This window comes from Caulobacter sp. GW821-FHT10A10 (assembly GCF_059415745.1).
The window spans coordinates 16,811-41,898 of sequence record NZ_JBWKNV010000001.1 but is presented as its reverse complement, the minus strand read 5'-3'; the positions used below and the strand labels follow the sequence as shown (position 1 = coordinate 41,898).

The 25,088-nt window shown below is 69.4% G+C and carries 24 protein-coding genes; 17 read left to right on the top strand and 7 right to left on the bottom strand.

What is annotated here, in order from left to right; translation table 11 throughout:
• Positions 1-255 precede the first annotated feature (255 nt).
• Positions 256-732, top strand: a complete 477-nt coding sequence (locus tag AC07NS_RS00185) for a recombinase family protein (protein ID WP_494600568.1) — start codon at positions 256-258, stop codon at positions 730-732.
• A gap of 67 nt (positions 733-799) precedes the next feature.
• On the top strand, positions 800-1,195 hold the full coding sequence (locus AC07NS_RS00180; RefSeq protein WP_494600566.1) for a YciI family protein: 396 nt from the start codon (positions 800-802) through the stop codon (positions 1,193-1,195).
• 73 nt (positions 1,196-1,268) lie between these two features.
• Here the strand turns inward: AC07NS_RS00180 and AC07NS_RS00175 are convergent, their stop codons facing one another.
• Positions 1,269-1,499 carry a hypothetical protein gene (locus AC07NS_RS00175; protein ID WP_494600564.1) on the bottom strand — a complete coding sequence of 77 codons (231 nt, stop codon included), beginning with the start codon at positions 1,497-1,499 and terminating at the stop codon, positions 1,269-1,271.
• 254 nt (positions 1,500-1,753) lie between these two features.
• Between AC07NS_RS00175 and AC07NS_RS00170 the strand changes: the two genes are divergently transcribed.
• A complete protein-coding gene (locus AC07NS_RS00170; RefSeq protein WP_494600562.1) occupies positions 1,754-1,948 on the top strand; it encodes a hypothetical protein in 195 nt (64 codons plus the stop codon).
• Positions 1,949-2,884: 936 nt separating this feature from the next.
• On the opposite strand, the gene aroC is transcribed toward AC07NS_RS00170, so the two are convergent.
• The 4 genes from aroC to argH form a co-directional block, all read right to left on the bottom strand.
• Positions 2,885-4,012 (bottom strand): chorismate synthase, encoded by a 1,128-nt coding sequence (aroC, locus tag AC07NS_RS00165; protein ID WP_494600560.1) that lies wholly within the window; start codon positions 4,010-4,012, stop codon positions 2,885-2,887.
• A gap of 99 nt (positions 4,013-4,111) precedes the next feature.
• On the bottom strand, positions 4,112-5,377 hold the full coding sequence (gene lysA / locus AC07NS_RS00160) for a diaminopimelate decarboxylase (RefSeq protein ID WP_494600558.1): 1,266 nt from the start codon (positions 5,375-5,377) through the stop codon (positions 4,112-4,114).
• 19 nt (positions 5,378-5,396) lie between these two features.
• The gene (locus AC07NS_RS00155; protein WP_494600556.1) at positions 5,397-5,711 is read right to left on the bottom strand and encodes a hypothetical protein; all 315 of its coding nucleotides are present in this window, start codon (positions 5,709-5,711) and stop codon (positions 5,397-5,399) included.
• The gene (gene argH / locus AC07NS_RS00150; protein WP_494600554.1) at positions 5,708-7,126 is read right to left on the bottom strand and encodes an argininosuccinate lyase; all 1,419 of its coding nucleotides are present in this window, start codon (positions 7,124-7,126) and stop codon (positions 5,708-5,710) included. Before argH ends, AC07NS_RS00155 begins: the two co-directional genes overlap by 4 nt.
• On the opposite strand from argH, the gene AC07NS_RS00145 reads away from it, so the two are divergent.
• From AC07NS_RS00145 to AC07NS_RS00120, 6 genes are all read left to right on the top strand, one after another.
• On the top strand, positions 7,127-7,756 hold the full coding sequence (locus AC07NS_RS00145; protein WP_494600552.1) for a TlpA family protein disulfide reductase: 630 nt from the start codon (positions 7,127-7,129) through the stop codon (positions 7,754-7,756).
• Positions 7,753-8,490: a GNAT family N-acetyltransferase gene (locus AC07NS_RS00140; RefSeq protein ID WP_494600550.1), complete on the top strand. Its 738-nt coding sequence runs from the start codon at positions 7,753-7,755 to the stop codon at positions 8,488-8,490. Before AC07NS_RS00145 ends, AC07NS_RS00140 begins: the two co-directional genes overlap by 4 nt.
• A gap of 76 nt (positions 8,491-8,566) precedes the next feature.
• Positions 8,567-9,100, top strand: a complete 534-nt coding sequence (locus tag AC07NS_RS00135; protein ID WP_494600548.1) for a CcdC protein domain-containing protein — start codon at positions 8,567-8,569, stop codon at positions 9,098-9,100.
• A 327-nt stretch (positions 9,101-9,427) separates the two neighbouring features.
• Complete coding sequence (locus tag AC07NS_RS00130; protein ID WP_494600546.1) at positions 9,428-10,639, top strand: acyltransferase family protein; 1,212 nt, start codon at positions 9,428-9,430, stop codon at positions 10,637-10,639.
• A gap of 32 nt (positions 10,640-10,671) precedes the next feature.
• Positions 10,672-11,304 carry a hypothetical protein gene (locus tag AC07NS_RS00125; RefSeq protein WP_494600544.1) on the top strand — a complete coding sequence of 211 codons (633 nt, stop codon included), beginning with the start codon at positions 10,672-10,674 and terminating at the stop codon, positions 11,302-11,304.
• A 7-nt stretch (positions 11,305-11,311) separates the two neighbouring features.
• The gene (locus AC07NS_RS00120; RefSeq protein ID WP_494600542.1) at positions 11,312-11,626 is read left to right on the top strand and encodes a winged helix-turn-helix domain-containing protein; all 315 of its coding nucleotides are present in this window, start codon (positions 11,312-11,314) and stop codon (positions 11,624-11,626) included.
• Here the strand turns inward: AC07NS_RS00120 and gluQRS are convergent.
• Positions 11,623-12,465, bottom strand: coding sequence for a tRNA glutamyl-Q(34) synthetase GluQRS (gluQRS, locus tag AC07NS_RS00115; protein ID WP_494600540.1), 843 nt, complete (start codon positions 12,463-12,465; stop codon positions 11,623-11,625). The genes AC07NS_RS00120 and gluQRS overlap by 4 nt on opposite strands.
• Before the next feature lie 154 nt (positions 12,466-12,619).
• On the bottom strand, positions 12,620-13,243 hold the full coding sequence (locus tag AC07NS_RS00110) for a TetR/AcrR family transcriptional regulator (protein ID WP_494600538.1): 624 nt from the start codon (positions 13,241-13,243) through the stop codon (positions 12,620-12,622).
• Positions 13,244-13,731: 488 nt separating this feature from the next.
• Here AC07NS_RS00110 and greA point away from each other — a divergent pair, with 488 nt between their 5' ends.
• The 8 genes from greA to AC07NS_RS00070 all read left to right on the top strand — a co-directional run bounded on the left by greA (position 13,732) and on the right by AC07NS_RS00070 (position 25,088).
• The gene (gene greA / locus AC07NS_RS00105) at positions 13,732-14,211 is read left to right on the top strand and encodes a transcription elongation factor GreA (RefSeq protein ID WP_494600536.1); all 480 of its coding nucleotides are present in this window, start codon (positions 13,732-13,734) and stop codon (positions 14,209-14,211) included.
• A 27-nt stretch (positions 14,212-14,238) separates the two neighbouring features.
• Positions 14,239-14,925 (top strand): DNA-3-methyladenine glycosylase family protein, encoded by a 687-nt coding sequence (locus tag AC07NS_RS00100; RefSeq protein ID WP_494600534.1) that lies wholly within the window; start codon positions 14,239-14,241, stop codon positions 14,923-14,925.
• Positions 14,926-15,096: 171 nt separating this feature from the next.
• Positions 15,097-15,660 carry an HNH endonuclease gene (locus tag AC07NS_RS00095; RefSeq protein ID WP_494601832.1) on the top strand — a complete coding sequence of 188 codons (564 nt, stop codon included), beginning with the start codon at positions 15,097-15,099 and terminating at the stop codon, positions 15,658-15,660.
• A gap of 1,527 nt (positions 15,661-17,187) precedes the next feature.
• A complete protein-coding gene (kdpA, locus tag AC07NS_RS00090) occupies positions 17,188-18,900 on the top strand; it encodes a potassium-transporting ATPase subunit KdpA (RefSeq protein ID WP_494600532.1) in 1,713 nt (570 codons plus the stop codon).
• Between the two features lie 17 nt (positions 18,901-18,917).
• The gene (gene kdpB, locus AC07NS_RS00085) at positions 18,918-20,990 is read left to right on the top strand and encodes a potassium-transporting ATPase subunit KdpB (protein ID WP_494600530.1); all 2,073 of its coding nucleotides are present in this window, start codon (positions 18,918-18,920) and stop codon (positions 20,988-20,990) included.
• Positions 20,991-21,099: 109 nt separating this feature from the next.
• Positions 21,100-21,786, top strand: a complete 687-nt coding sequence (locus AC07NS_RS00080) for a TorF family putative porin (protein ID WP_494600527.1) — start codon at positions 21,100-21,102, stop codon at positions 21,784-21,786.
• Between the two features lie 11 nt (positions 21,787-21,797).
• A complete protein-coding gene (gene kdpC, locus AC07NS_RS00075; protein ID WP_494600523.1) occupies positions 21,798-22,376 on the top strand; it encodes a potassium-transporting ATPase subunit KdpC in 579 nt (192 codons plus the stop codon).
• 111 nt (positions 22,377-22,487) lie between these two features.
• A complete protein-coding gene (locus tag AC07NS_RS00070) occupies positions 22,488-25,088 on the top strand; it encodes a DUF4118 domain-containing protein (protein WP_494601831.1) in 2,601 nt (866 codons plus the stop codon).

Here is a 25,088-nt window from a genome sequence, read left to right as displayed (position 1 = left end):
GCTTTCGTTGAATTTGAGGCGCGCCCTCGGACTTTCGGCTCCGCAAGGCGACAAAATCAGAGCCATGCCGCCGGCATGGGTCCTGGGCACAAGGCCCAGGAAGGCGTCTTCTATTTGTTCCAGCTTCATACGCGGTAGCCTTCCCACAAGGGGAGGTTCCTTCGTCACGCGATCGCTGACCTCGATTATCCCCGACTTTGACGCCGCCGCCCTCTGGCGCGGCGGCGCGGAGTTCGTCACACAGCGCCCATGCGCATGATCGGCTACTTCCGGGTTCCGCCCGTACGCGGCGCGACCTTCGACGGTCCCCTGGCGGACAAGCTCGCCGCCGCCGGCTGCGAGGCGCTGCACCACGACGCCTGCTATGCCCTGGCGGTGCACAAGCCGGGGCTGGACGCGGCCATCGCCTCGGCGCGGCCCGGCGACCTGCTGGTCGTTCCCAGCCTGCACGCCTTCGCCGCCCATCTGGTCGACCTGCTGCAGGTGCTGGGCAAGATCCAGGCGGCCGGCCTCTACCTGATGACGCTGAGCGAGGGGATCGACACCCGCATGCCCGGCGCCTTCTTCACGGTTTGCGCCCAGCTGGCCCAGTTCAACGACCAGACCCGCATGGTCCGCACCGCCGAGGAGAAGATCGTCCGCCTGGGCCGTCCGCGGCCCGCGACGCCGGAGTCCGAAGCGGCCGAGGGCGATGCGTCGGAAGCGGTCGCAGAGGGGCCGCCCGAGGCCTGACGCCTCTTTCCAGAGAACGCCGGTCAGGCTACCCCTTGCGCCCATAAGCGCCTCGGGAGGCCTCGCCGTGCTCTACGCCATCCTCTGCTACAACGATCAGGACTTGGTCTCGAACTGGACCCCGGCCGAAGACGCGGCCGTGATGGAAAAGCTGTCGGTCGTTCACGACCGGCTCTATGCCGAGGGCAAGCTGGGGCCGGCCGGCCGCCTGGGCTTCACCGGCTCGGCCAAGACCCTGGTCAAGGGCCAGGAGCCGCCGATCGTCATGGACGGACCCTACGCCGAGACCAAGGAGGCCATGCTCGGCTTCTACATCGTCGACTGCGCCTCGATGGACGAGGCCCTCGACGTGGCCCGCGCCCTGGGCGAGGCCAATCCGACAGGCGCCTACGAGATCCGGCCGCTGTCGCTGTATCTGGAGGGCCTGGCCGTGGGGGATCAGATCCCCCAGGCGGCGGAGTAGAACCCCCTCAGGGGAGTATCCGCCGCTTAGATCCCCCTCTGGGGGAGGTGGCCCGGAGGGCCGGAGGGGGTCTTCAGCCGCGCTGGGCCTTCTTCCACTCGCGGAATTCGCGCTTTTCGCGGTCCTTCTTGCTTTCGCCGGGGATCACCGCCTTCCCGGCGCCGACCACCACCTTGCCGGTCGTGCCGACCACGGCCCCGGCCGTGCCGACGGCCGCGCCCGCGACGGCGCCGGCCAGGCATCCCTGGGCGCCGACCGCGATGGCCAGCAGGGCGGGAACGAGAAGCAGGCGGGAAACGCGCATGGGGGGATAAACTCGCGGAACAAGGGTCCGCCGGTTCTAGCCGAATAAAGGTTTACGATCTCCGCGTCGCAAGGTCGCTGTCGTCTGGCCGACTTTTCAAGTCTTCGAGTCTGTAGGCCGACAGTTCTCGTGGCAAAATTACGTCGGCGCAGCTTGATTAAGATTTGTAAACGAAAAAATCAGGAACGAGTCCCAAGTTCGGCTGTTGGTTGGTCGAGTGATAGAGACTTGAACCGATGCCCCGCCGAGAAGACATGATCAAAGAGGAGGCCCAGGCGCTGTGGCGAGAGCTGCGCGGCGAGCCCGTCCCCGACCTCAGCGGCGAAGAACTGCTTGCCAGATTGTGTCGAGATCTTGACGTCGCCGACTACGACCGCGTCCAGTCCCCCTTCCTGCGCCCGTCGATGATTATGCGGCCGGAGGAGTGGCCGGAACGGCGGGAAGGGTGAAGTCCGGGTTCTTCTGATGGGAGAGAGTTCCCGCCAGCCTCCTCTCCCGTAAAATCCCCGCGAAAGCGGGGACCGAGGCTTTTTATCGCCCACTCCGCCTCCCTCGCCCCTGTGGCGAGGGCCCATGCCGGCTACCGCTCAAACCTCGGCCGTCCTCGACAGGTCTGAGCAGTTGAACGATGGATCCTGGGCACAAGGCCCAGGAAGGCGGTGTTGGGTTGGGCTGACGGGAATTGGCGAGTGTCTATCCCCGACGATCGCGCCAAAGACCCCAACCAATCCAGTCCCTTACAACTTTCTCAGCGCTCTGGATCAGACGCGCTCAAACCCGCTGCATAATCAGAGCTGTCCCGTCGCGGGGAGAGGGCGCAAGGATCCGGCCCGAAGCGTGCGACGGCGATGCGATTGAGCGGGGCCGCCGGAGCTGCGTGAGCAGGGCCGGGCCAGGCTTAAATGAGGATGGGGGACGTAAACCCATCCATCGGGAGCTTGCCTAAATAGGCTCCCGCCCGTCCGAGGGTCCGCTCCGGCGCCTTCTGTCTGCACGCGATGGCTAGCGAAGCTTACAGCCCGGTTCCGGGGAAGGCGGATGCCGAAGGGGGTGAAGGGCGGAAGAGGCCCGCGCGCCCCGGCCTAAGGTCAAGAACGATCGCGCGGGGCGTCTAAGCTTCGTCGAAACGGTATTACACAATCAACTCCGGGCGAGGCCCGGACGCCCCGCGCCCTCTCCACACCCTCAGCGGTTCACCGCGTGAGATCGCCCACCCGTACCCTCTCCCCTTGCGGGAGAGGGTGGCCTGCGAAGCAGGTCGGGTGAGGGGTCTCTCAGAACTCAAAGCTGCGTGCGGCGGTCAGACTGGGCGAAGCGTCTCCCATTTGAGAGACCCCTCATCCGACGGCTTCGCCGCCACCTTCTTCCGCAAGGGGAGAAGGATATTAAACCCGCTCGCCGCCGCCGCCCGGCAGGAATGCGCCGCCGCCGGTCTGGCCGCGATGGCGCAGGAAGGCGTCGGCCAGGACGCAGGCGGTCATGGCTTCCACCACCGGCACGCCGCGGATGCCCACGCATGGATCGTGGCGGCCCTTGGTGCGCAGGTCGATCTCCTCGCCGGCCTCGTTGAGGGTCTGGCGGGGGATCAGGATCGAGGAGGTCGGCTTGAAGGCCACGCGGGCTGTCACCGGCTGACCGGTGGAAAGGCCGCCCAGCACGCCGCCGGCGTGGTTGGACAGGAATTCCGGCTGGCCGTTGGGGCCAAGGCGCATCATGTCGGCGTTGTCCTCACCGGTCAGGGCGGCGCTGTCGAAGCCTTCGCCGATCTCGACGCCCTTGGCGGCGTTGATCGACATCAGGGCCGCGGCCAGTTCGGCGTCGAGCTTGCCGTACAGGGGCGCGCCCCAGCCGGCCGGCACGCCGACGGCTTCGACCTCGACCACGGCCCCGGTCGAGGAGCCGGCCTTGCGGATCTTCTCCAGGTGCTCTTCCCACACCGGGATGATCGCGGCGTCCGGCGACCAGTAGGGGTTCTCTTGCGTCTGCGCCCAGTCCCAGTTGGCCCGGTCGATCTTGTGCGGGCCGATCTGCACGAGGGCCGCGCGCACCGTGACGCCCGGGATCACCAGCCGGGCGACCGCGCCGGCCGCGACCCGCGCGGCGGTCTCGCGCGCCGAGCTGCGGCCGCCGCCACGATAGTCGCGAACGCCGTACTTGGCGAAATAGGGATAGTCGGCGTGACCGGGACGGAAGGCCTGGGCGATCTCGCCATAGTCCTTGGACCGCTGGTCGGTGTTCTCGATCATCAGGCTGATCGGCGTGCCCGTCGTGCGCTGGCTGCCGGTGCGCTCGTCCTCGAACACGCCCGACAGGATCTTCACCGCGTCCGGCTCCTGGCGCTGGGTGACGAACTTGCCGTTGCCCGGCCGGCGCTTGTCGAGGAAGCCCTGGATCATCTCGGCGGTCAGCAGGATGCCCGGCGGCACGCCGTCGACGACGCAGCCGAGGGCGGGCCCGTGGCTCTCGCCCCAGGTGGTGACGCGGAACAGGTGACCGAAGGTGTTGTGCGACATGGCGAGGCTTCTAGCCCAAAGGGCGTTTGGGGGCGAGACTTTGCGGGCGGGAAGCGGGCAGGGCGGCGGCGCGCAAGAATTTGCCGCCGCCGCTTTGGCCTAGACCCAGTCCGGAACCAGGTCCCGGGCCAGCATCTCGTCATAGGTCGGGCGCTTGCGGATCACGGCGTAGCGGTCGCCGTCGACCAGCACCTCGGGCACGAGGGGGCGGGTATTGTACTCGCTGGCCATGGCCGAGCCGTAGGCCCCCGCCGACATGAAGGCCACCAGGTCGCCTGGGCCGAACGGCGGCAGGGCGCGGTCGCGGGTGAAGGTGTCGCCGGTCTCGCAGACCGGGCCGACCACGTCATAAACGGTCTCGCCGTCACGGGGCAGCACGGGGCGGATGTCGTGGAAGGCGTCGTACATGGCCGGACGCACCAGGTCGTTCATGGCCGCGTCGATGACCAGGAACTTGCGGCCTTCCGGACGCTCGTGGACGTGGATGACTTCCGACACCATCACGCCCGCGTTGGCGGCGATGACGCGGCCCGGCTCGAAGGCCAGCTTCACCGGCAGGCCCTTGGTGACTTCCGCCACCATGGCCGCGAAGGCGGCCGGGGGCGGTGGTTCGGGATGGTTGAAATAGGGCACGCCCAGGCCGCCGCCGAGATCCAGGCGCTCGACCGACAGGCCCTCGCCCAGCAGCTGCTCGACCAGGCCCCGCATCTTGGTGAAGGCCGCGCGCATGGGCTCCAGGTCGGTGATCTGGCTGCCGATGTGGCAGGCCACCCCGATCGGCTCCAGCGCGGCGTTGTTGCTGGCGTTGGCGTAGAGGCGGGCGGCCTCGGCGAACGAGACGCCGAACTTGTTCTCCGACTTGCCGGTGGCGATCTTGGCGTGGCCGCCGGCCGCGACGTCCGGATTGACCCGGAAGGCGATCTTGGCCCGCACGCCCAGCTCGGCGGCGACGCTGGCGATCAGCTCCATCTCCGGCTCGGACTCGACGTTGATCTCGGCGACGCCGGCTTTCAGGGCGAAGGCGATCTCCTCGCGCTTCTTGCCGACGCCCGAGAACACGATGCGCTCGCCGGGGATGCCGGCGGCCAGGGCGCGGCGGACCTCGCCCTCGGAGACCGTGTCGGCGCCGGCGCCCAGGTCGCCCAGCACCTTCAGCACGGCCACGTTCGAATTGGCCTTTACCGCATAGGCCACCAGCGGATCGACGACCCCGGCCTCGACCAGGGCGCCGCGGAACACGGTGAAGTGCCGCTCCAGGGTGGCGCGGGAATAGACGTAGACGGGCGTGCCGACCTCGGCCGCGATCCTGGCCAGGGGGACGCCTTCGCAGGCCAGGCCCTCGGGGCCGTATTCGAAGTGGTTCACAGAAATGCTTTCGGGGAGATCAGTTCGGCGTCGAGGACGGGAAACCCGCGGCGGATGGGCCGCCGAACGGGTTGGACGGCGTCCCGCGCAGCGGGGCGGCCTGGATGGTGCGGTTGCTCGACGCCGGGTCGATGTTCTCTTGCGTGCCGTTCGGGCGGGCCGGCTGGTTGGCCTGGGCCGAGGCTTCGCGGCGCTTGGAGGCTTCGGCGGCCTTCTTCTCCGGACCCCACAGCGGCGCGGGGCGCTCCAGCTCGGCCTGCTTGCCACAGGCGGAGAGGGCGGCGCCGGTCAGGCCCAGGGCGGCGATGGCGAGCAGCGTGGCGGGACGGATCATGCCAGGGTTTCCTTCCAACGCGCGATCTGGGCGCGGACCTGGGCGGGGGCGGTCCCGCCATAGCTCATGCGGCTGGCCGCCGAGGCGGCCGGGGTGAGGACGGCGTAGACCCCGTCGGTGATCCGCGGCTCGATGGCCTGGAATTCGGCCAGCGACAGGTCCGACAGATCGACGCCCTTGGTCTCGGCGGTTTTCACGGCCGAGCCTGTCACGTGGTGGGCGTCACGGAAAGGCATGTTCAGTTCGCGCACCAGCCAGTCGGCCAGATCGGTGGCGGTCGAGAAGCCGGCGCCGGCCGCGGCGGCCATCTTTTCGGTGTTCGGCGTCAGGTCGGCGATCATGCCGGCCATGGCCAGCAGGGACAGCTCCAGGGCGTCGAAGGCCTCGAAGGTCGGGACCTTGTCTTCCTGCATGTCCTTCGAATAGGCCAGCGGCAGGCCCTTCATGACCACGGTCAGGGTGGTCAGGCTGCCCAGGATCCGGCCGACCTTGGCGCGGATCAGCTCGGCCGCGTCTGGGTTCTTCTTCTGCGGCATGATCGAGCTGCCGGTCGTGAAGGCGTCGGTCAGCTTGATGAAGCCGAACATCGGCGTCGTCCACAGCACGATCTCCTCGGCCAGGCGCGACAGGTGCGTGGCGGTGATCGAGGCGGCCGACAGGGCTTCCAGCGCGAAATCGCGCGAGGAGACGCTGTCCAGCGAGTTGGCGGTCGGACGGTCGAAGCCCAGGGTCGCGGCCGTCTGGTGGCGGTCGATCGGGAAGGGCGAGCCGGCCAGGGCCGCCGCGCCCAGCGGGCACTCGTTCATCCGGGCGCGGGCGTCGCGGAAGCGGCCGGCGTCGCGGCCGAACATCTCGACATAGGCCATCAGGTGGTGGCCGAAGGTCACCGGCTGGGCCGGTTGCAGGTGGGTGAAGCCCGGCATCAGGGCGTCGGCATAGGTCTCGGCCTGGGCCAGCAGGGCCTTCTGGAGGGCGACCAGCTGGCCGGCCGAGCGGTCGGCGGCGTCGCGCACCCACAGGCGGAAATCGACGGCCACCTGGTCGTTGCGCGAGCGGGCGGTGTGCAGCCGGCCCGCCGTCGGGCCGATCAGCTCGCGCAGCCGCGCCTCGATGTTCATGTGGATGTCTTCGTACTCGTCGCGGAACGGGAAGGTTCCGGTGGCCAGCTCGTCCTCGATCTTGGCCAGGCCCTCGAGGATTTCCTCGCCGTCGCTGCTTGCAATGACGCCCTGGCTGATCAACATCCGCGCGTGGGCGCGGCTGCCCGCCAGGTCCTGCGCCCAGAGGCGCTTGTCGAAGCCGATGGAGACGTTGATCGCCTGCATCAGTTCCGCCGGCTTGGCCGAGAACCGTCCGCCCCACATGGCTTGGCCCTGGCCGTTGGCGGCGGGCGTTTTGGAGGCGGTGTCGGTCATATGAGCGAAGTCCAGTCGAACGGTGCGGTGACCAAGCCGAAGCCCGGCCCCCTGAAATGGGCCATCGGCGCCGTCATGCTCGTCGGCGTCGTCGGCGTCCTATACGTCATCGCCCAGGCTTCGTTCAAACCCGCAGAAGCCGCCGACCTCACGGAATTCAAGAAGGCGTCCCTAGCAAAGCTGGATGTGCCCAAGGCGCCGCGCGGCGCGCCGGCCACCGTCTTCACCGACATGGCCGGAAAACCGCACACCCTGGCCGACTTCAAGGGCCAGGTGGTGGTGATGAATCTCTGGGCCACCTGGTGCGCGCCCTGCAAGAAGGAGATGCCCACCCTGGCCAAGCTGGCGGGCGCCTATGCCACGCAGCCGCTCAAGGTGCTGCCGGTCAGCATGGACCGCGATGGCGACCTCAACCTGATCCAGGCCGAGATGGCCAAGAACCCGCCGCTCGTCTCGTTCCGCGACAAGTCCTACAAGCTGTCGTTCGACCTCCAGCCGCGCGCGATCGGCTATCCGACCACGGTGATCTACGACAAGCAGGGCCGCGAGCGGGCCCGCATCGCCGGCGAGGCCGACTGGTCCAGCCCCGAGGCCCGCGGCCTGGTCGAAGCCCTGTTGAAAGAGAAATGAGCCCCGAGCATCTCGAACCGATCGCCGACGGCGCCTGGCCGGCCCGCGAGCGGCAGCGGCTTGGCGGCTGGCGGCTGAACGCGACCGACGGCTTCTCGCTGCGGATCAACGCCTGTTGGCCGCTGGCCGAACCGGACCGCGATCCCGAGGCCGCCATCGACGCGGTCGAGGCCTTCTACGGCGCGCGTGGCCTGCCGGTGCGGTTCAAGCTGACCGAGGGTTTGACGACGCCGGCGGACCTGGCCGAACGTCTGGCCCGCCGTGGCTACGCGGCCCACGGCGAGACCCTGGTGATGACCGGCGCCGTCGCCGGCCTCGCCGACCCGGACGTGACCCTGTCGACCGCGCCCGATCCAGCCTTCGAGGCGGTGCTGGTCGCCTCGGCCAAGGGCAACCTGGCCGACGCCCGCGAACGGCTCGAAGCCCTGGCCCGCATCCCGGCCCCGGCCCGGTTCGCCCGGCTGGCCGTCGAGGGGCGCGCCGCCTTGGGCGCCTGCGCGGTCGATGGCCAGGCCGTGGGGATCTTCGGCATGCGCACCGATCCCGACTTCCGCCGCCAGGGCCTCGCCCGCCGGGTGCTCGACGCCCTGCTGGCCGAGGCCGAGGGATTGGGCGCGCGCACCGCCTATCTGCAGGTCGAGGCCGCCAACGCCCCGGCCATCGCGCTCTATGCGGCGCGCGGTTTTTCGACGGCCTACCGTTATCGGTACTGGAGCAGGCCCGCTCACGATTGACGAGAGCGCCGGTTTGAGGTGCTCATCCGCTCCGGGGAAGCGGCGCAGTGGCCGCGTGCGTATTGGGGGAACGGCCGTGGATCACGGAAACCAGAAACTGATCAGCTATGGCGTCACGGCCCTCGTGGTCGCCATCGTCTTCGCTCTGCGCTTCCGCGCCATGAACAAGGAGCGGCGGCTGAAGCTGGAGTTCATGTGGATCCTGCCGGCGATCATGGTCGCCGCGACGGTCTTCCTGTTCGTGCAGTTCACGCCGCATGGAAGCGACTGGCTGTGGCTGGGCCTGATCTTCGTCGTGGGCGCGACGGTCGGCTGGTGGCGCGGCCGCCTGATCCCGATCGCCATCGATCCCGACACCCACGAGCTCAACACCAAGCCTTCGCCGGCGGCGATCCTGTTCCTGCTGGGCCTGTTCGTCGTGCGCTTCGCCCTGAAGGCCTTCCTCGAATCCGAAGCCCAGGCCTGGCACATCAACGCCGTGCTGCTGACCGACGGCTTCGTGGTGCTGGGCGTGGGCCTGTTCGCCGTCTCGCGCCTGGAGATGGCGCTGCGGGCCATCGGCCTGCTGCGCGAGGCCCGCGCGGCCAAGGCGGCGCAGGTGGCGGCCTAGGTTTCCATCACCTGCATGGAGAGGCCGCGTATCCCCGCGAAGGCGGGGATCCAAGCTGACTCCCAGGATGGGGCGCGGCCGTGGATCATCCGCCGACTCGGCTTGGGTCCCCGCCTTCGCGGGGATGCTCGGAGATGAGGGCGAAGGTCTCGGTAATCGTTCGTCGGGTCGGCAGCGACCTACGTAAACTCGTCCCGCCATGCCCCTGATTGGCAGGTTGCGCCGAGCTCCGGTTTTCAATTTGAACGCCGTTCTCTAACTAGTTTACAAAACAAACTAGTTGATACAGTGTGCGGCTCGCCACCGAGACGGGTGGGGGAGGAAGCCATGCACGCGCCGCTCAAGACCCTGGAGAGACCGACCGTCGGCGACGGTCGCAACGCCCCGATCGGCGCTTTGCGCGCCTTCGTCACCCTGCTGGTGATCGCCCACCACACGGCGATGACCTATCACCCCTACGCGCCGGCCCCGAAGGCGTTCGACGCCCCGCCGATCCTGTGGACGGCCTTTCCGGTCGTCGATCCGCAGAAGGTCGGGGCGTTCGGGATCCTGACCCTGGTCAACGACATGTTCTTCATGTCGCTGATGTTCTTCATCTCGGGCCTGTTCGTCGCGCAAGGCCTGCGGGCCAAGGGCGCGGGCGGCTTCCTGAAGGGGCGGGCGCTGCGCCTCGGCGTTCCGTTCGTGATCGGCGCCGGCCTGCTGGCGCCGCTGGCCTACTATCCCGCATGGCTGCAATCGGGCGGCGCGCCGTCGCTGGACGCCTTCGCTCAGGCCTGGACGCACTTGCCGTTCTGGCCCAGTGGCCCAGCCTGGTTCCTGTGGGTGCTGCTGGCCTTCGGCGCGGTGGTGACGGGGCTGCACGCCCTGGCCCCCGGCGCGATCGACGCCCTCGGGCGTCTGGCCAAGGGGGCGGAGGCCAGGCCCGGCCGGTTCTTCCTCGGCCTCGTCGCCGTCAGCCTGACGGCCTATCTGCCGCTGTCGATGACCACGCCGTTCGGCCACTGGACCATGGTCGGGCCGTTCTCGATGCAGACCGCCCGCATCGGTCACTATCTCGTCTATTTCCTGGCGGGCGTCGCCGTCGGCGCGGCCGGCGTCGGCCAGGGGCTGACCGATCCGGACGGCAAGCTCGCTAAGCGCTGGTGGGTCTGGCAACTGGCCCCGATCGCGCCGATCGTCGGCGGGGTGGCGACCCTGATCGTGGCCTTCTCGCCCAACCCGCCGCCCCGGCCGTTCCTGGACCTGTTCGGCGGCCTGATGTTCGCCCTGGCCTGCGCGGCCCTGTCGTTCGCCGCCCTGGCGACCTTCCTGCGCTTCGCCCGCAAGACCGGTCCGATCGGCGCCAGCCTGCAGGCCAACGCCTACGGCATGTACCTGCTGCACTACGTCTTCACCTCGTGGCTGGCCTGGCTGCTGCTGCCGCAAGCCTGGGGCGGCCTGGCCAAGGGCGCGGCGGTGTTCGTCGGGGCGAGCGCGCTCAGCTGGCTGCTGACCATGGCCCTGCGCCGCATGCCGCTGTTGGGGCGAATCCTGTGACCCGGCATGATGCGATCGAGGGGAGCCCGCGCATGAGCGACAATCTGAAGACGGTGCAGGACGATCTCGCCTTCCTGCGCGGCCTCGCCGAGGGCGGCGCCGAGCGGGGCGGGATCGGCGTGGCCGGCGGCGCGCTCTACGGCTCGGCTGGCCTGCTCTACGGCGTCCAGACCCTGGTCTATTTCGCTCAGGAGAAGCGCCTGCTGCAGCTTGGGGGGCTGGGAAACCTGATCCTGGCCTGGCTGCCGACCGTGATCTTCGTGGTGCTGATGACGATCGTGATCGTGGTCGAGCGCCGCAAGCCCAAGGCCGGCGTGGCCAGCCGGGCCATCAACGCCGCCTTCACCGGCGCGGGCCTGGCCAATCTGGCGCTGATCATCGTCTTCGCCGTGGCCGCCGCCCGCCATCACGACTTCCGCTACTGGCTGTTCCATCCGGCGGTGGTGTTCGTGATCCAAGGGGCGGTCTGGTACGCCGTCTTCGCCCTGCGCAAGCGGGCCTGGACGCTGGCGGTCTCGCTGGGCTGGCTGGTCTGCGGCGTGGCGATGGGCGTGCTGATCGACCGCGCCGACCTCTACCTGCTGTTCGCGAGCATCGGCCTGTTCGGTTTCATGATGATCCCCGGCTTCTTCATGATGCGCCAAGCTCAGCGCGCGGCGGTCTGAGGCGGGCGTGGCGGAACGGTTCGACATCAGCGGGCTCGACGACGTCATCCATGGCCGGGTGCGGCTGGGTATCGTCGCCTACCTGGCCAGCGCCGAGGTCGCCGACTTCACCGAGCTGAAAAACCTGCTGGAGGTCACCCAGGGCAACCTCTCCATCCACCTGCGCAAGCTGGAGGAGGCCGATTATGTCTCGATCGACAAGAGCTTCGTCGGCCGCAAGCCCCTGACCCGCGTGCGGCTGACCAACACCGGCCGCGCCGCCTTCGCCCGCTATTTGAAGGCCATGGGCCAGCTGGTGGAGCAGGCGGGGGGCGGCGGCTAGACGCCCATTTCCGCCCGCAGCGCCTGCGGGCTCACCCCGGCGGCGCGCAATTCGCGCAGGGTCTGGGCCTTGTCGCGTTTGGCGTAGCGCTTGCCGTCCGGTCCGACCAGCAGGCCGTGGTGGCGGTAGGTCGGGACGGGCAGGTCCAGCAGGGCCTGCAGCAGGCGCTGTATGTGGGCGGCCTCGAACAGGTCGTGGCCGCGGATGACGTGGGTGATCCCCTGCAGGGCGTCGTCCAGGACCACGGCCAGGTGGTAGGCGACGCCGACGTCCTTGCGGGCCAGCACGATGTCGCCGGCGGTTTCGGGGCGGGCCTTGATCAGGCCCGTCTCGCCGTCGGGACCCGCGCCCTGCTCGACGAAGCTGAGGGCCTTGAAGCCGCCCAGCGCTGCCTGCGCCGCGTCCAGCGACAGCCGCCAAGCGAAGGCCTCGCCGCGCGCCAGGCGTTCGGCTTCCTCGGCTTCGGCCAGGGGCGCGCCGCGATAGGGGACGGCCGGCTCGTGCGGCGCGCGGCCGATATCGAGCTCCTTGCGGGTCTTGAAGCAGCGATAGACGAGACCGCGCTCGCGCAGGGCGTCGATGGCGGCGTGGTAGTCGGCCAAGTGCTCGGACTGGCGGCGAACGGGCTGCTTCCATTCGAGGCCCAGCCAGGCCAGGTCCTCCAGGATCGCCGCCTCGTATTCGGGCCGGCTACGGGGGGCGTCGATGTCCTCGATGCGCAGGACGAAGCGACCGCCGGCTTCCTGAGCGGCCTGAAAGGCCGTCAGCGCCGAGAAGGCGTGGCCGCGATGCAGGAAGCCGGTCGGGGAGGGAGCGAAGCGGGTAGTGAAGGGGCGCATCAAGCTCCTCCCCCGTGCAACGGGGGAGGTGGCGCGCTGCGGACACGCAGCGTGACGGAGGGGGCGACCGCCGGCACGGAGCCCAGTCTCGCCCCCTCCACCACTTCGTGGTCCCCCTCCCCCGTTGCACGGGGGAGGAGAGAGGTCATCGGCCTCATCCGCGATCGAACTTGGCGAACATGCCCAGGTGGTCGAACACCGCCTTCAGGAAGGCTTCCTCGCCGCCGAGCATGGTCTTCAGGCCGGCGAACTGCTTGAAGCCGCTCATTTCGGCGAGGCCATGACCGGCGCACCAGGCGGCGATGGTCGCCAGCTCCAGGTCGATTTCCGAGACGCCGGGGCCGGCCTGGTGGGCGATGGTGTTGCGCACCTGGCAGTAGGCCCCTTCCTCCTTCATCTGGTCGGGCAGGGCGTCCTTGTCGCGCGAGCAGTCGTACATCACCCGGTAGAGGGCGGGGTTGTCGCGGGCGAAGGTGACGTAGGCCACGCCGAGATTGGTCATCCGCTGGCGGTCGCTCTCGCTGTCGTGGCGAGCCTTCATCAGCGCCTCGTCCAGCGCCACCCAACCCTCGTGGGCGACGGCGTCGAGCAGCTGGCCCTTGTCCTTGAAGTGGTGGTAGGGCGCGGCCGGGCTGACCCCGGCCTCGCGGGCCACCGCGCGCAGCGACAGGGCCGCCGGGCCGTCGGTCTCTAGGATCCGCCGGGCGGCCTCGACGAGGGCGCGGCTGAGATCGCCGTGGTGATAGGGGCGGGCGGCTTCGGGCGAGGCGAGAGTCATCGGGCGGCACTCTATCCCTTACGTAGCGAAAATTCATCCAAACATTGTCAAGATATCTTGACGTCGCTCAGATCCGTGTTATCTAAGCATCGTTCAGATGGATCGGCCGATCAAGAGACCGCCGCTGGACCACGCTGGCCGAGGGGGTCGGCGCGAACCAAACTTCAAGGATGTGTGTCATGACCAACCGTAGCTTCGAAGCCTTTGAAGGCGTCTTCGACCGTGTCGCCATCGGTTACTTCCTGGTGGCCGCTGTCGCCGTCGCCGGCGCCGTGCTGGCGATCGCGCTCTAAGGCTCCAAGAGAGCTCCAAAAGGACGAAATGTCCGTCGCGGCCGCCACGGCCTGATCCGGGGGCGGCCGCCGGGGTGCGTCGCCCCGACTTGAAACCGGCGCCATGCTCGGCCATAGCCGAGCCGGCGGAACGACCCGCGACACCTCGGGTTTCCGTCTGATGACTGTCTTTTCCCATTCCTCGCGAGACGCCCGATGAGCGTGGCCTTCACCAAGGAAGGCGACGCCGAGGCCTTCGCCGCCGACCTTCCCGACCGTCCGATCTCGACCCAGCCCAATCTCGTCACGGCCGAAGGCCTGGCGATGATCGAGGCCGAGTTCGCCGCCGCTCGGGCCGCCTATGCGGCGGCCCAGGCCGCCGGCGGCGTCGCGGAGGATCGCACGGCCATGGCCCGCGCCACCCGCGACCTGCGCTACTGGTCGGCCCGCCGTGGCACCGCCCAGCCGGTCGAGCGCGACGAGAGCCGCACCAGCGTGCAGTTCGGCGACACGGTGACCTTCGACCGCGAGGACGGCCGCACCCAGGCCTTCCGCATCGTCGGCGAGGACGAGGCCGACCCGGCCAAGGGCTCGGTCTCCTACGTCTCGCCCCTGGCCCGGGCGCTGATGGGCAAGGGCGTCGGGGATACGGCGACGGTGGCCGGCGGCGAGGTCGAGATCGTCGCCATCGGCTGAGCGCCGCTCGCGACCGCAAGTTTCGGATTGCCAGCGATCCCCGGCGAGGGCTTCCTCGCCGGCGTGATTTCCGCCTCTGCTCCCACCCCCGACCTGATCGCCGCCGCTCGCGCCCACCTGGCCGCTACCGACCCGCTGTTTGGCCGGCTGGAGGCCGTCACGCCCGTCTTCGAATGGCGCCTGAGGCCGGGCGGCTTTCCCGGCCTGGCCCGCATGATCGTCGAGCAGCAGATCTCGGTGGCCGCCGCCGCGGCCATCTGGGCGCGGGTGCAGGCGGGCCTGCCCGAACTGACGCCGCACGCCGTGATGGCGCTGGACGATCCGGCGCTGCAAGGCCTTGGCCTGTCGCGGCCCAAGGTGCGCTATCTGCGCGAGATCGCCGGGGCGCACCTTTCCGGCGCCTGCGACTTCGACGCCCTCAAGGCCATGCCCGACGCGCAGGCGGTGGCGGCCCTGGTGGCCATCAAGGGGATCGGCCGCTGGACGGCCGAGACCTTCCTGATGTTCTGCGAGGGCCGCATCGACGTCTTCCCTGGCGGCGACGTCGCCTTGCAGGAGGCCATGCGCTGGGCCGACGGGCTGGAGGTTCGCCCCAACGAAAAGGCCGCCTATGTCCGCGCCGAGGCCTGGAAGCCTTATCGCGGCGTGGCGGCGCATCTTCTTTGGGCCTGTTATGGCGGCGTTCGGCGCGGCGAGATCAACCTGACGGCTTAGGGGCCGAACTTTCGCAAGCTTCGTCTTGGTTCTGTCGCTGATTGGGATCATCCTTTCTGTGCGTCCGGGAATGAATGGCGATTCCCTGATTTGCGTAGGAAGGAGGCCCGTCTTCAGTCCGACCGCGTACCAGCCCCATAGGGACCTCGTCGGTTCCATGAGCGGGAGGCCCTGATGCAGGTGCTGACCCGTCCCCCGTCCGGCATGCCGGCGCTCGTGCTCAACGCCGACTATCGGCCGCTGAGCTATTATCCGCTGTCCCTCTGGCCATGGCAGGAGGTGATCAAGGCGGTGTTCCTCGACCGCGTCGACGTGGTCTCGACCTACGATCACGTGGTCCATTCGCCGTCCTTCGAGATGAAGCTGCCCAGCGTGGTGTCGCTGAAGCAGTACGTGCCGCAGGAGCGGCCGCCGGCCTTCACCCGCTTCAACCTGTTCCTGCGCGACAGCTTCAGCTGCCAGTACTGCGGCTCGCCCGAGGAGCTGACCTTCGACCACGTGATCCCCCGCTCGCGCGGCGGCCGCACCACCTGGGAGAACATCGTCACCGCCTGCGCGCCCTGCAATCTGGCCAAGGGCGGGCGCACCCCGCGCGAAGCGGGCATGCACCCGTTCCACACGGCGCGCCGGCCCTCGATGCACGAACTCCAGGACCGCGGCCGCAAGTTCCCGCCGGGACACCTGCACGCCAGCTGGCTCGACTATCTCTACTGGGACATCGAGCTGGAGTCGTAACCGCGTCCCTTCTCCCCTTGCGGGAGAAGGTGGCGCCGATAGGCGTCGGATGAGGGGGCTCTCAAATATGGGACGCCTCCGTCTTGCCTTACCGCCGCACGCGGCTTTGAGATCTGAGAGACCCCTCACCCGACCCTGCTCCGCAGGGCCACCCTCTCCCGCAAGGGGAGAGGGAACGGGTGGGCGTCCCCGCGCTTTCGCTGCGAGTTGATGAAGGAGAGCGGAGCGCCGGGCCACGCCCGGAGTGCTTTGTGTTGTTACCGTTTCGACGAAGCCTAGGCGCTCCGCGCGGTCGTTTGGCTGCCGGCTTCCCGGGCGGCGGCGCTCTTAACGCCTTACCAGGACCATCCTCGGAGTTTCCTCTTCGGGCGGCGACGAGGAGAGGGGCGCTCTGTAATCCTCGTCCAAGCCGACGGCGGGCGGGCCTGGCCAGCGCCAGGTCCCCGGACGCGACGGATCTTCCCAATCCGCCCCAATCCCGCTCGATCGCATCCCGCCGCCGCATGGTCGCTGGCCGCGCGCCCCTTCGGTGCGGCGAGACGGGGTTATTATGCAGCGGGTTTGAGCGCGTCTGATCCAGAGCGGTGAGAAAGTTGCAAGGGGTTGGATTGGTTGGGGTTTGATCCGCAGTCGATGGGGATTCAGCTTCGTCTGTGCCCGTCAGCTCTCCTTCTCCCTTCCCCCTTGATGGGGGAAGGGCCGGGGTTGGGGGTGGTTGCGGCGGTCAGGCTCGATGAGGCCGTGCGGGCGGACATGCCGTGTCACCCCCATCCCAACCCTTCCCCCCTCAAGGGGGAAGGGCTCAAAAGCCTGGGTCCCCGCTTTCGCGGGGATTTTACGGAGGAGGGAAGCAGCGTGCGCCCTGGATCGCGCCTTAATCCCAGACCCTAATCCCGGAAATAGCCGCGACGACGGCTGCGGCCGCGTCCGCGGCGGCGCAGGCGGGGCTCGATGCTGGGCCAGATGAGCAGAGCCAGCAGGGCCACGATGACCAAGGTTGGAAACAGCGGTGACATGAGCCCAGAACGCGCGTGACTTGGATCGGCTGCCACCGTTTCGCGATTTTGCGATGCAAACAAGAGTAAATTTCCGCGCGGCGGCAAGTTGTTCGGAAAGCGGGCGCTTGTCACGATAACGCCTTGTTTCTAAGGCTGCCGGCAAAGTTTGCCGAAAACCTTGGTCTCGCCAAACTGCACCCTTGAACGCGCTGCGTTGCAGCATGGCTTGCCGCGGTCGCCGGTCTTTATGCGGCGCTTATGCGCGGCTCACATCTCCCGAATGGAGCCCTTACGCGGCTCCGTGGTCCCTTCCGCGCCAACTGGAAGGAGGCCGAACGTGGCTGACATCATTTTCCTGGCGCTGGGCGGAGGGCTGTTTGCGGCCTTCGGCCTCTTCGCCATCGCATTGAGGCGCGCATGACCTTGTTCGTGAACGCGCTTTGGGGAGCCGGGGCGATCGTCGTCGCGGCCTACATGGTCACGGCGCTGATGCGGCCGGACCGCTTCTGACGCTCTTCGGATAACTCACATGAACTGGCAAGGCTGGGCGGAAATCGCCCTGACGCTTGGCCTGGCGGTCGGCATCGGCTGGCCGCTGGGCGTCTACATGTCGCGCGTCTGGAACGGCGAGCGCACCTGGCTCGATCCCGTGCTGGCGCCGGTCGAGCGTCTCTTCTACGCGGCGGGCGGGATCGACCCGCGCAAGGGCCAGACCTGGATCGGCTATGCCGGCGCCCTGCTGGCCTTCAACGCCGTCGGCTTCTTTCTCGTCTATGGCGTGCTGCGCCTGCAGGGCGTGCTGCCGCTGAACCCGCAGGGCTTCGCCGGCCTCTCGCCGCACCTGGCGTTCAACACCGCCGTCAGCTTCGTGACCAACACCAACTGGCAGAGCTATGGCGGCGAGACCACCATGTCGACGCTGAGCCAGATGCTGGTGCTGACGGTGCAGAACTTCGTCTCGGCCGCCACCGGCGCGGCGATCGCCGCGGCCCTGGCGCGCGGCTTCCTGGCCAGCAAGGGCGAGGACGTCGGCAACTTCTGGAGCGACGTCATCCGCACGACGCTGTGGGTGCTGCTGCCGCTGTGCGTGGTCGTGGCGATCGTGCTCGTGGCCCTGGGCGTGCCCCAGACCCTGGCCGCCGGCGTCACCGCCCATACGCTGGAGGGCGGCGAGCAGAAGATCTCGCTGTTCGCCACCGCCAGCCAGCTGGCCGTCAAGCAGCTGGGCATCAACGGCGGCGGCATCTTCAACGCCAACTCCGCCCACCCGTTCGAGAACCCCACCCCGCTGACCAACCTGATCACGGCCGTGTCGATCAACGTGCTGGGCTGGGCCGCCTTCTTCGCCTTCGGCCGCAGCGTGCTGGCCAAGAAGGACGTCCGCGCCCTGGTCGTGGCGGCCATGGTGCTGCTGAGCGCCGGCGCGGCCGCGATCTATGTGACAGAGACCCAGGCCCCTCCGGCCCAGGTCGCCGCCCACGTCGACACCAGCGTGAACATGGAAGGCAAGGAGGTCCGCTTCGGCGCGCCCTCGACCGCCGTGTGGGCGGCCATGACCACGGGGGCCTCCAACGGCTCGGTCAACGGCATGCATTCCAGCCTGATGCCGCTTGGCGGGGGCGTGACCATGTTCCTGATGCAGCTGGGCGAGATCCTGCCCGGGGGCATCGGCTCGGGCGTGGCCATCATGGTCGTCATGGCCCTGCTGGCGGTGTTCGTCGCCGGGCTGATGGTGGGTCGCACGCCGGAATATCTGGGCAAGAAGATCGAGGCCCGCGAGATCCAGTTCTCGATGCTGGCGGTGCTGGTGATCCCGCTGTTCATGCTGGGCTTCGCCGCCTTCGCCGCGATCCTGCCGGAAGCCTTGAAAGGCCTGATGCACGCCGGGCCGCACGGCCTGTCGGAGATCCTCTACGCCTACGTCTCCGGCACGGCCAACAACGGCTCGGCCTTCGCGGGCCTGACCGCCAACGCCCCCTGGTGGAACGTCACCCTGGGCCTGGCGATGATGTTCGGGCGCTTTGCTCCCATCGTCGCGGTGCTGGCCATCGCCGGGGCGCTCGCGGCCAAGCCCAAGCTCGCCCCCACGGCCGGCGCCATGCCGACCGACGGCGGCCTCTTTGTCGGCCTCTTGATCGGGGTGATCCTGATCCTCGGCGGCCTGCAGTTCTTCCCCGCTCTGGCGCTGGGGCCGATCGTCGAGCACTTCCAGGCGCTCGCCTTCGTCGCCGCCAGCCGCTGATCGAAAGCGATACTCCCATGACCACCTATGAAACCGCTGCGGGCGAGGGCGGTCGGCGCAAGCCGGCCAGCCTGGCCGGCGGCCTCTCCGCCCCGATCCTGGCCCGCGCGGCCAAGGACGCCTTCCTCAAGCTCGACCCGCGCAAGCTGACCGGCAATCCGGTGATCTTCGCGACCTGGATCGTGGCCCTCCTGTCGAGCGTCTCGGCCGTGGCGGCGATCGTCGCCCAGCAGGCGGCGGGCTTCGCCGTGCAGGTCTCGCTGTGGCTCTGGGCCACCGTCCTCTTCGCCAACCTGGCCGAGAGCGTGGCCGAGGGCCGGGGCAAGGCCGCCGCCGACAGCCTGCGCGCCGCCCGGGTCACCACCAAGGCCAAGCTGATCATCGACGACCAGGCCGGCACGGTGATCCCGACCCCCGCCCACAAGCTGGTTCCCGGCGAGCTGGTGCTGGTCGAGGCCGGCGACGTGGTCCCCACCGACGGCGAGATCGTCGAGGGCATGGCCAGCGTCAACGAGGCCGCCATCACCGGCGAGAGCGCCCCCGTCATCCGCGAAAGCGGCGGCGACCGCTCGGCCGTCACCGGCGGCACCACGGTCGTCTCCGACTGGATCAAGGTGCGGGTCACGGCCGCGCCCGGCTCGACCTTCCTCGATCGCATGATCGCCATGGTCGAGGGCGCCGACCGCCGCAAGACGCCCAACGAGATCGCCCTGGCCGTGCTGCTGGCGGGCCTGACCCTGATCTTCCTGATCGCGGTGGTGACGCTGCTGGGCCTGGGCAAGTTCTCGGGCGTGGCGCTGGACCCGCTGGTGCTGGGCGCGCTGTTCATCACCCTCATCCCGACGACCATCGGCGGGCTTCTCTCGGCCGTCGGCATCGCCGGCATGGACCGCCTGCTGAAGGTCAATGTGCTGGCCACCTCGGGCCGCGCGGTGGAAGCCGCCGGCGACGTCGACACCCTGCTGCTCGACAAGACCGGCACCATCACCTTCGGCAACCGCATGGCCACCGAGGTGATCGCCGCCCCCGGCGTGCGTCCCGACGCGGCCCTGCGCGCCGCCGTCATGGCCTCGCTGGCCGACGAGACGCCGGAAGGCCGCTCGATCGTCGAACTGGGCCGCCAGCAGGGCCTTTCGCTTGAAGCCCCGGCTGGCGCGACCTCGATCGCCTTTAGCGCCGCGACCCGCCAGTCGGGCCTGGATTTCGCCGGCCAGTCCTGGCGCAAGGGCGCGGTCGACGCGGTCTATCGCAGCCTGGCCATCGATCCCAAGCGCATCCCGGCCGAGGTGGCCGCCGCCGTCGACCGCATCGCCCGCTCGGGCGGCACGCCGCTGGCGGTCAGCGAGGACGGCGCCCTGGTCGGCGTCATCCACCTGAAGGACGTGGTGAAGCCCGGCGTGAAGGCCCGCTTCGCGGACCTTCGCCGCATGGGTCTGCGCACGGTGATGATCACCGGCGACAACCCGGTGACGGCCGCGGCCATCGCCTCGGAGGCCGGCGTCGACGACTTCCTGGCCGAAGCCACCCCCGAGGACAAGCTGCGGCTGATCCGGGCCGAGCAGGCCAAGGGGCGGCTGGTGGCCATGTGCGGCGACGGCGCCAACGACGCCCCCGCCCTGGCCCAGGCCGACGTCGGCGTGGCGATGCAGACCGGCGCCCAGGCCGCCCGCGAGGCCGGCAACATGGTCGATCTCGACAGCGACCCCACGAAAGTCATCGAGATCGTCGAGGTCGGAAAGCAGATGCTGATCACCCGCGGGGCGCTGACAACCTTCTCGATCGCCAACGACGTGGCCAAGTACTTCGCCATCATCCCGGCGATGTTCGTGGTCGCCCTGCCGGCGCTGGGCGGGCTGAACATCATGAAGCTGCACAGCCCGCAGAGCGCGATCCTGTCGGCGGTGATCTTCAACGCCCTGGTGATCGTGGCCCTGATCCCGCTGGCCCTGAAGGGCGTGAAGTACCGCGCAATAGGCGCCGGCAAGCTGCTGTCGCGCAACCTCCTGATCTACGGCCTGGGCGGCCTGGTCGCCCCGTTCGTCGGCATCAAGCTGATCGACATGATCGTCTCGGCCCTCGGCCTGGCCTGATGAACCGCCCGATCGTTCCGGACCTGGTTTTCGGCCTCGGGGCGATCGGGCTCGTCTTCCTGGCGGCCAAGGCCGCCGAACTCCTCGCGTCGTGAAAGGCGCTCTTTCAATGTCCAAGTTTTCTTCGCTGCTGATGGCCTCGGGCCTGGTCTTCGCCATGGCCGGCGCCGCTCGCGCCGCCGAGGCGCCCAGCGTGACCTTCAACCTCGGCGCGGCGTCCGACTACGTGTTCCGGGGCGTCAGCCAGACCGATGAAGATCCGCAGGTCTTCGGCGGCGCCGACCTGACCGCCGGCAAGGTCTACGCCGGCGTCTGGGCCTCGAACGTCGACTTCGGCGACAAGACCGACGCCGAGGTGGACCTCTATGCCGGCTACAAGCCCAACCTCGGTCCCGCGACCCTGGATCTGGGCGTCATCTACTACGGCTATGTCGGCGCGCCGGGCGGGGCCGACTACGGCAACGCCGAGCTCAAGGTGGCCGCCAGCGTCCCGGCTGGCAAGGGCGGGGTAGGGGCCGCGGTGTTCTACAGCCCCGACGGCTTCGGGACCGCCGAAGAGGCGACCTATTACGAGGTCAACGGCAGCTATCCGCTGGCCAAGGCCATCAGCGTCTCGGCCGCCCTGGGGCGCCAGACCTATGCCGGCCCCGGCGACTACACGACCTGGAATCTGGGCGGGACCTGGAATTTCACCGACAAGCTGGCGCTGGACTTGCGCTATCACGACACGTCCGAGCATGACTTCGGCAAGCTGTACGACAGCCGCGCCGTCGCCACGCTCAAGGCCGTGTTCTAGAGGAGGCCCACATGCTGAAGCATCTTCGTCCGGCCCTCGTCTCGATGGGCCTGTTCACCGTCCTTCTGGGCCTGGCCTATCCGCTGGCGATCACCGGCGTGGCCCAGGCCGCGTTCCCGGCCCAGGCCAACGGCTCGCTGGTTCATGACCGCCATGGCCAGGTGGTCGGCTCCGAGCTGATCGGCCAGGTGTTCGCCAAGGCCGAGTACCTGCACGGCCGCCCCTCGGCCGCCGGCAACGGCTACGACGCGTCGGCTTCCAGCGGCTCCAACATGGGTCCGCTGAACGACAAGCTGATCGAGCGCGAGAAGACCGACGCCGCCGCCCTGCGGGACGAGTTTCACGGCGCGGTCATTCCCGCCGACGCGGTCACGACCTCGGGCTCTGGCCTGGATCCGGACGTCTCGCCGGCCTATGCCCGCCTGCAGGTCCCGCGCATCGCCGCCGCCCGCAACGCCCCGCGCGGCGAGGTGCTGGCCATGATCGAGGCGGCCGTGAAGCCGCCGCTGCTGGGCTTCATCGGCCAGCCGCGGGTCAATGTGCTGGACGTCAACCGCGCCCTGGACGCGCGCTTCCCGATGGTCGGCTAGGCCTTGGCGGGCGACCCCTCTTCATACCCCGAAAGGGGCCGCCCCGACCCCGAGGCGCTTCTGGCGGCCGCCAACAAGGCCCGCCGGGGGCGCCTCAAGGTGTTCCTGGGCATGGCGCCGGGCGTGGGCAAGACCTACGAGATGCTGCGCGCCGCCCGCCGTCGCAAGGCCGAAGGCCAGGATGTGCTGGTCGGCGTGGTCGAGACCCACGGCCGCCGCGAGACCGAGAGCCTGCTGCGGGGGCTCGACGTGCTGCCCCGCCGTCCGGTCGAGAACCGGGGCCGCAGCTATCTGGAGTTCGACCTCGACGCGGCGCTGGAGCGACGGCCCAAGCTGCTGCTGGTCGACGAATACGCCCACTCCAACGCCCCCGGCTCGCGCCATCCCAAGCGCTGGCAGGACGTGGAAGAGATCCTGGCGGCCGGCATCGACGTCTGGACCACGCTGAACGTCCAGCACCTGGAAAGCCTGGTCGACGTGGTGCTGCGCATCACCGGCGCCCGCCAGCGCGAGACGGTGCCCGACAGCGCGCTGGCCCGCGCCGACGACATCGAGCTGATCGACATCACCCCCGACGAGCTGCGCGAGCGGATGGCGGCGGGCAAGGTCTATGTGCCCGAGACGGCGCGCCTGGCCTCGGAGAACTTCTTCAAGGTCGAGAACCTCACGGCCCTGCGCGAACTGGCCCTGCGCCGTGCGGCCCAGACGGTGGACGACCAGCTGGTCGCGGCCATGCGCGAGAAGGGCGTCGAGGGGCCGTGGGCGGCGGGCGAGCGGATTCTCGTCCTGGCCGGCGGCGACGCCATGGCCTCCATGCTGGTTCGGGCCGGCCGGCGGCTGTCGGACATGATGATGGACGCGCCCTGGACCCTGGCCCATGTGGAACGTCCCGACCGTCCGCCGCCGCCCGAGACCGCCGCCGCCCGCACCCGCGAGGCCCTGAAACTGGCCGAGCAGCTGGGCGGCTCGACCGTGGTGCTGACCGGGGCCGACGTGGTCGCCACCGTCATGGCCTGGGCGCGGCGCAACAACGTCACCCAGATCGTGATCGGAAAATCCCGCGATTCCCGCTGGAAGGAACTCACGGGCCGTTCGCTGGCTGCCGCCCTGCTGCGCGAGGCGCGGGGCGAGGCGATCCACGTGGTCACCGGCGCGGGCGGGGAGGGCGGCGCCGAGCCGCGGGTTCCCGGACCGCGTCGCTTCGACTGGCCCGCCTACCTGACCGGCGGCGGCTTCGTGGTCGCCGCCAGCCTGGTCGCCTGGGCGCTGGATACGGCCTTCGACCGGGTGGAGTTGGGGATGATCTACCTGGCCGCCGTGCTGGCGGCCGGGGTGATGCATGGCCTGCGCCCGGCCCTGGCGGCGGCGACGGCGGCCTTCCTCGTCTACAACTATTTCTTCCTGGCCCCGCGCTACAGCCTGGCCATCGGCTCGCCGACCGACGTGCTGACCCTGATCGTGTTCTGGGCCGTGGCCCTTGCCACCGGCGGACTGGCGGGGCGCGTGCGCGACCAGGCCATCGGCTCGCAGAAGCGGGCGGCGGGGGTGACCAGCCTGCTGGCCGCCAGCCGCACGCTTTCGGCCGCCTCTGGCAAGGCCGCGGTCGCCAAGGCCCTGGCCGAGCAGGCCGCCGCCGCCTCGGGCGCGCGGGCCGTGGTCTTCCTGCCGGAGGGCGAGGAACTGGCTCCCGCCGCCGGCGCGCCCGACATGATCGACCTGGGAACCGCCCCCATGGCCGCCGCCCGCTGGGCCTGGGAGAAGGGCGAACCGGCCGGCGCGGGCACCGGCACCCTGCCTCAGGCCGCCTGGACCTTCTGGCCGCTGGAGGGCCTGGGCGCTCGCGCCGGCGTGGCCGGGATCGAGGCCGGGACCGTGGTTTCCGGCTCAGACGAGGAACGCCTGCTGCTGGCCCTGCTCGACCAGGGCGCGGTGGCCTTGCAGCGCGCCGAGTTGGCCGCGGGCGCGGTCGAGGCCGAGGCCCTGCGCCGCTCCGACCGCTTCCGTAACGCCCTCTTGAACTCCATCAGCCACGACCTGCGCACGCCGCTGACCACGGTGCTGGGGGCGGCCACCACCCTGATCGACTATGGCGACAAGCTCGCGCCCCCGGCCCGCGCCGACCTGGCGCTGGGGATCAAGGAAGAGGCCGAGCGGCTCAACGGCTACGTCGCCAACCTGCTGGACATGACCCGCATCGAGGGCGGGGGCCTGAAGCTGCGCACCGACTGGATCGACGCGCGCGACGTACTGGCCGCCGCCGCCGACCGGGTGGCCCGCCGGCTGGACGGCCGGGTGCTGGTGCGAGACTTCCCCGAGACCCTGAGCCTGGTTCAGGCCGACCCGAACCTGCTGGAGCAGGTGGCGGTCAACATCCTGGAGAACGCCATCGCCTATAGCCCTCCCGGCGCGGGCATCGAGGTCGCCGCCTACGAGGACCGCGCCCACGTGGTCATCAGCATCGAGGACGAGGGGCGGGGCATTCCGCCGGCGGATCTGGAGCGGGTGTTCGAGAAGTTCCGTCGCCTGCAGGATCCCAGCGACCGCTCGCCGGGCGCCAGCCAGGGCGTGGGGCTTGGCCTGGCCATCGCCAAGGGCTTCGTCGAGGCCATGGGCGGGCGCATCGCCGCCGCCAGCCCGATCCACGACGGCAAGGGCACGCGGATGCTGATCAGCCTGCCCAAGGGCGTCGCCACGCCCCACCATCTGCTATGA

Excerpts from the sequence above, each read along its gene's own strand:
- AC07NS_RS00145 (WP_494600552.1), top strand. The coding sequence starts at position 7,127 with ATGAGCGAAGTCCAGTCGAACGGTGCGGTGACCAAGCCGAAGCCCGGC.
- AC07NS_RS00185 (WP_494600568.1), top strand. The coding sequence starts at position 256 with ATGATCGGCTACTTCCGGGTTCCGCCCGTACGCGGCGCGACCTTCGAC.
- AC07NS_RS00140 (WP_494600550.1), top strand. The coding sequence starts at position 7,753 with ATGAGCCCCGAGCATCTCGAACCGATCGCCGACGGCGCCTGGCCGGCC.
- aroC (WP_494600560.1), bottom strand. The coding sequence starts at position 4,012 with ATGTCGCACAACACCTTCGGTCACCTGTTCCGCGTCACCACCTGGGGC.
- AC07NS_RS00155 (WP_494600556.1), bottom strand. The coding sequence starts at position 5,711 with ATGATCCGTCCCGCCACGCTGCTCGCCATCGCCGCCCTGGGCCTGACC.
- gluQRS (WP_494600540.1), bottom strand. The coding sequence starts at position 12,465 with ATGCGCCCCTTCACTACCCGCTTCGCTCCCTCCCCGACCGGCTTCCTG.
- AC07NS_RS00070 (WP_494601831.1), top strand. The coding sequence starts at position 22,488 with ATGGCGCCGGGCGTGGGCAAGACCTACGAGATGCTGCGCGCCGCCCGC.
- AC07NS_RS00125 (WP_494600544.1), top strand. The coding sequence starts at position 10,672 with ATGAGCGACAATCTGAAGACGGTGCAGGACGATCTCGCCTTCCTGCGC.
- AC07NS_RS00175 (WP_494600564.1), bottom strand. The coding sequence starts at position 1,499 with ATGCGCGTTTCCCGCCTGCTTCTCGTTCCCGCCCTGCTGGCCATCGCG.
- kdpC (WP_494600523.1), top strand. The coding sequence starts at position 21,798 with ATGCTGAAGCATCTTCGTCCGGCCCTCGTCTCGATGGGCCTGTTCACC.
- argH (WP_494600554.1), bottom strand. The coding sequence starts at position 7,126 with ATGACCGACACCGCCTCCAAAACGCCCGCCGCCAACGGCCAGGGCCAA.
- AC07NS_RS00130 (WP_494600546.1), top strand. The coding sequence starts at position 9,428 with ATGCACGCGCCGCTCAAGACCCTGGAGAGACCGACCGTCGGCGACGGT.
- kdpB (WP_494600530.1), top strand. The coding sequence starts at position 18,918 with ATGACCACCTATGAAACCGCTGCGGGCGAGGGCGGTCGGCGCAAGCCG.
- greA (WP_494600536.1), top strand. The coding sequence starts at position 13,732 with ATGAGCGTGGCCTTCACCAAGGAAGGCGACGCCGAGGCCTTCGCCGCC.
- AC07NS_RS00110 (WP_494600538.1), bottom strand. The coding sequence starts at position 13,243 with ATGACTCTCGCCTCGCCCGAAGCCGCCCGCCCCTATCACCACGGCGAT.
- AC07NS_RS00080 (WP_494600527.1), top strand. The coding sequence starts at position 21,100 with ATGTCCAAGTTTTCTTCGCTGCTGATGGCCTCGGGCCTGGTCTTCGCC.
- AC07NS_RS00170 (WP_494600562.1), top strand. The coding sequence starts at position 1,754 with ATGATCAAAGAGGAGGCCCAGGCGCTGTGGCGAGAGCTGCGCGGCGAG.
- kdpA (WP_494600532.1), top strand. The coding sequence starts at position 17,188 with ATGAACTGGCAAGGCTGGGCGGAAATCGCCCTGACGCTTGGCCTGGCG.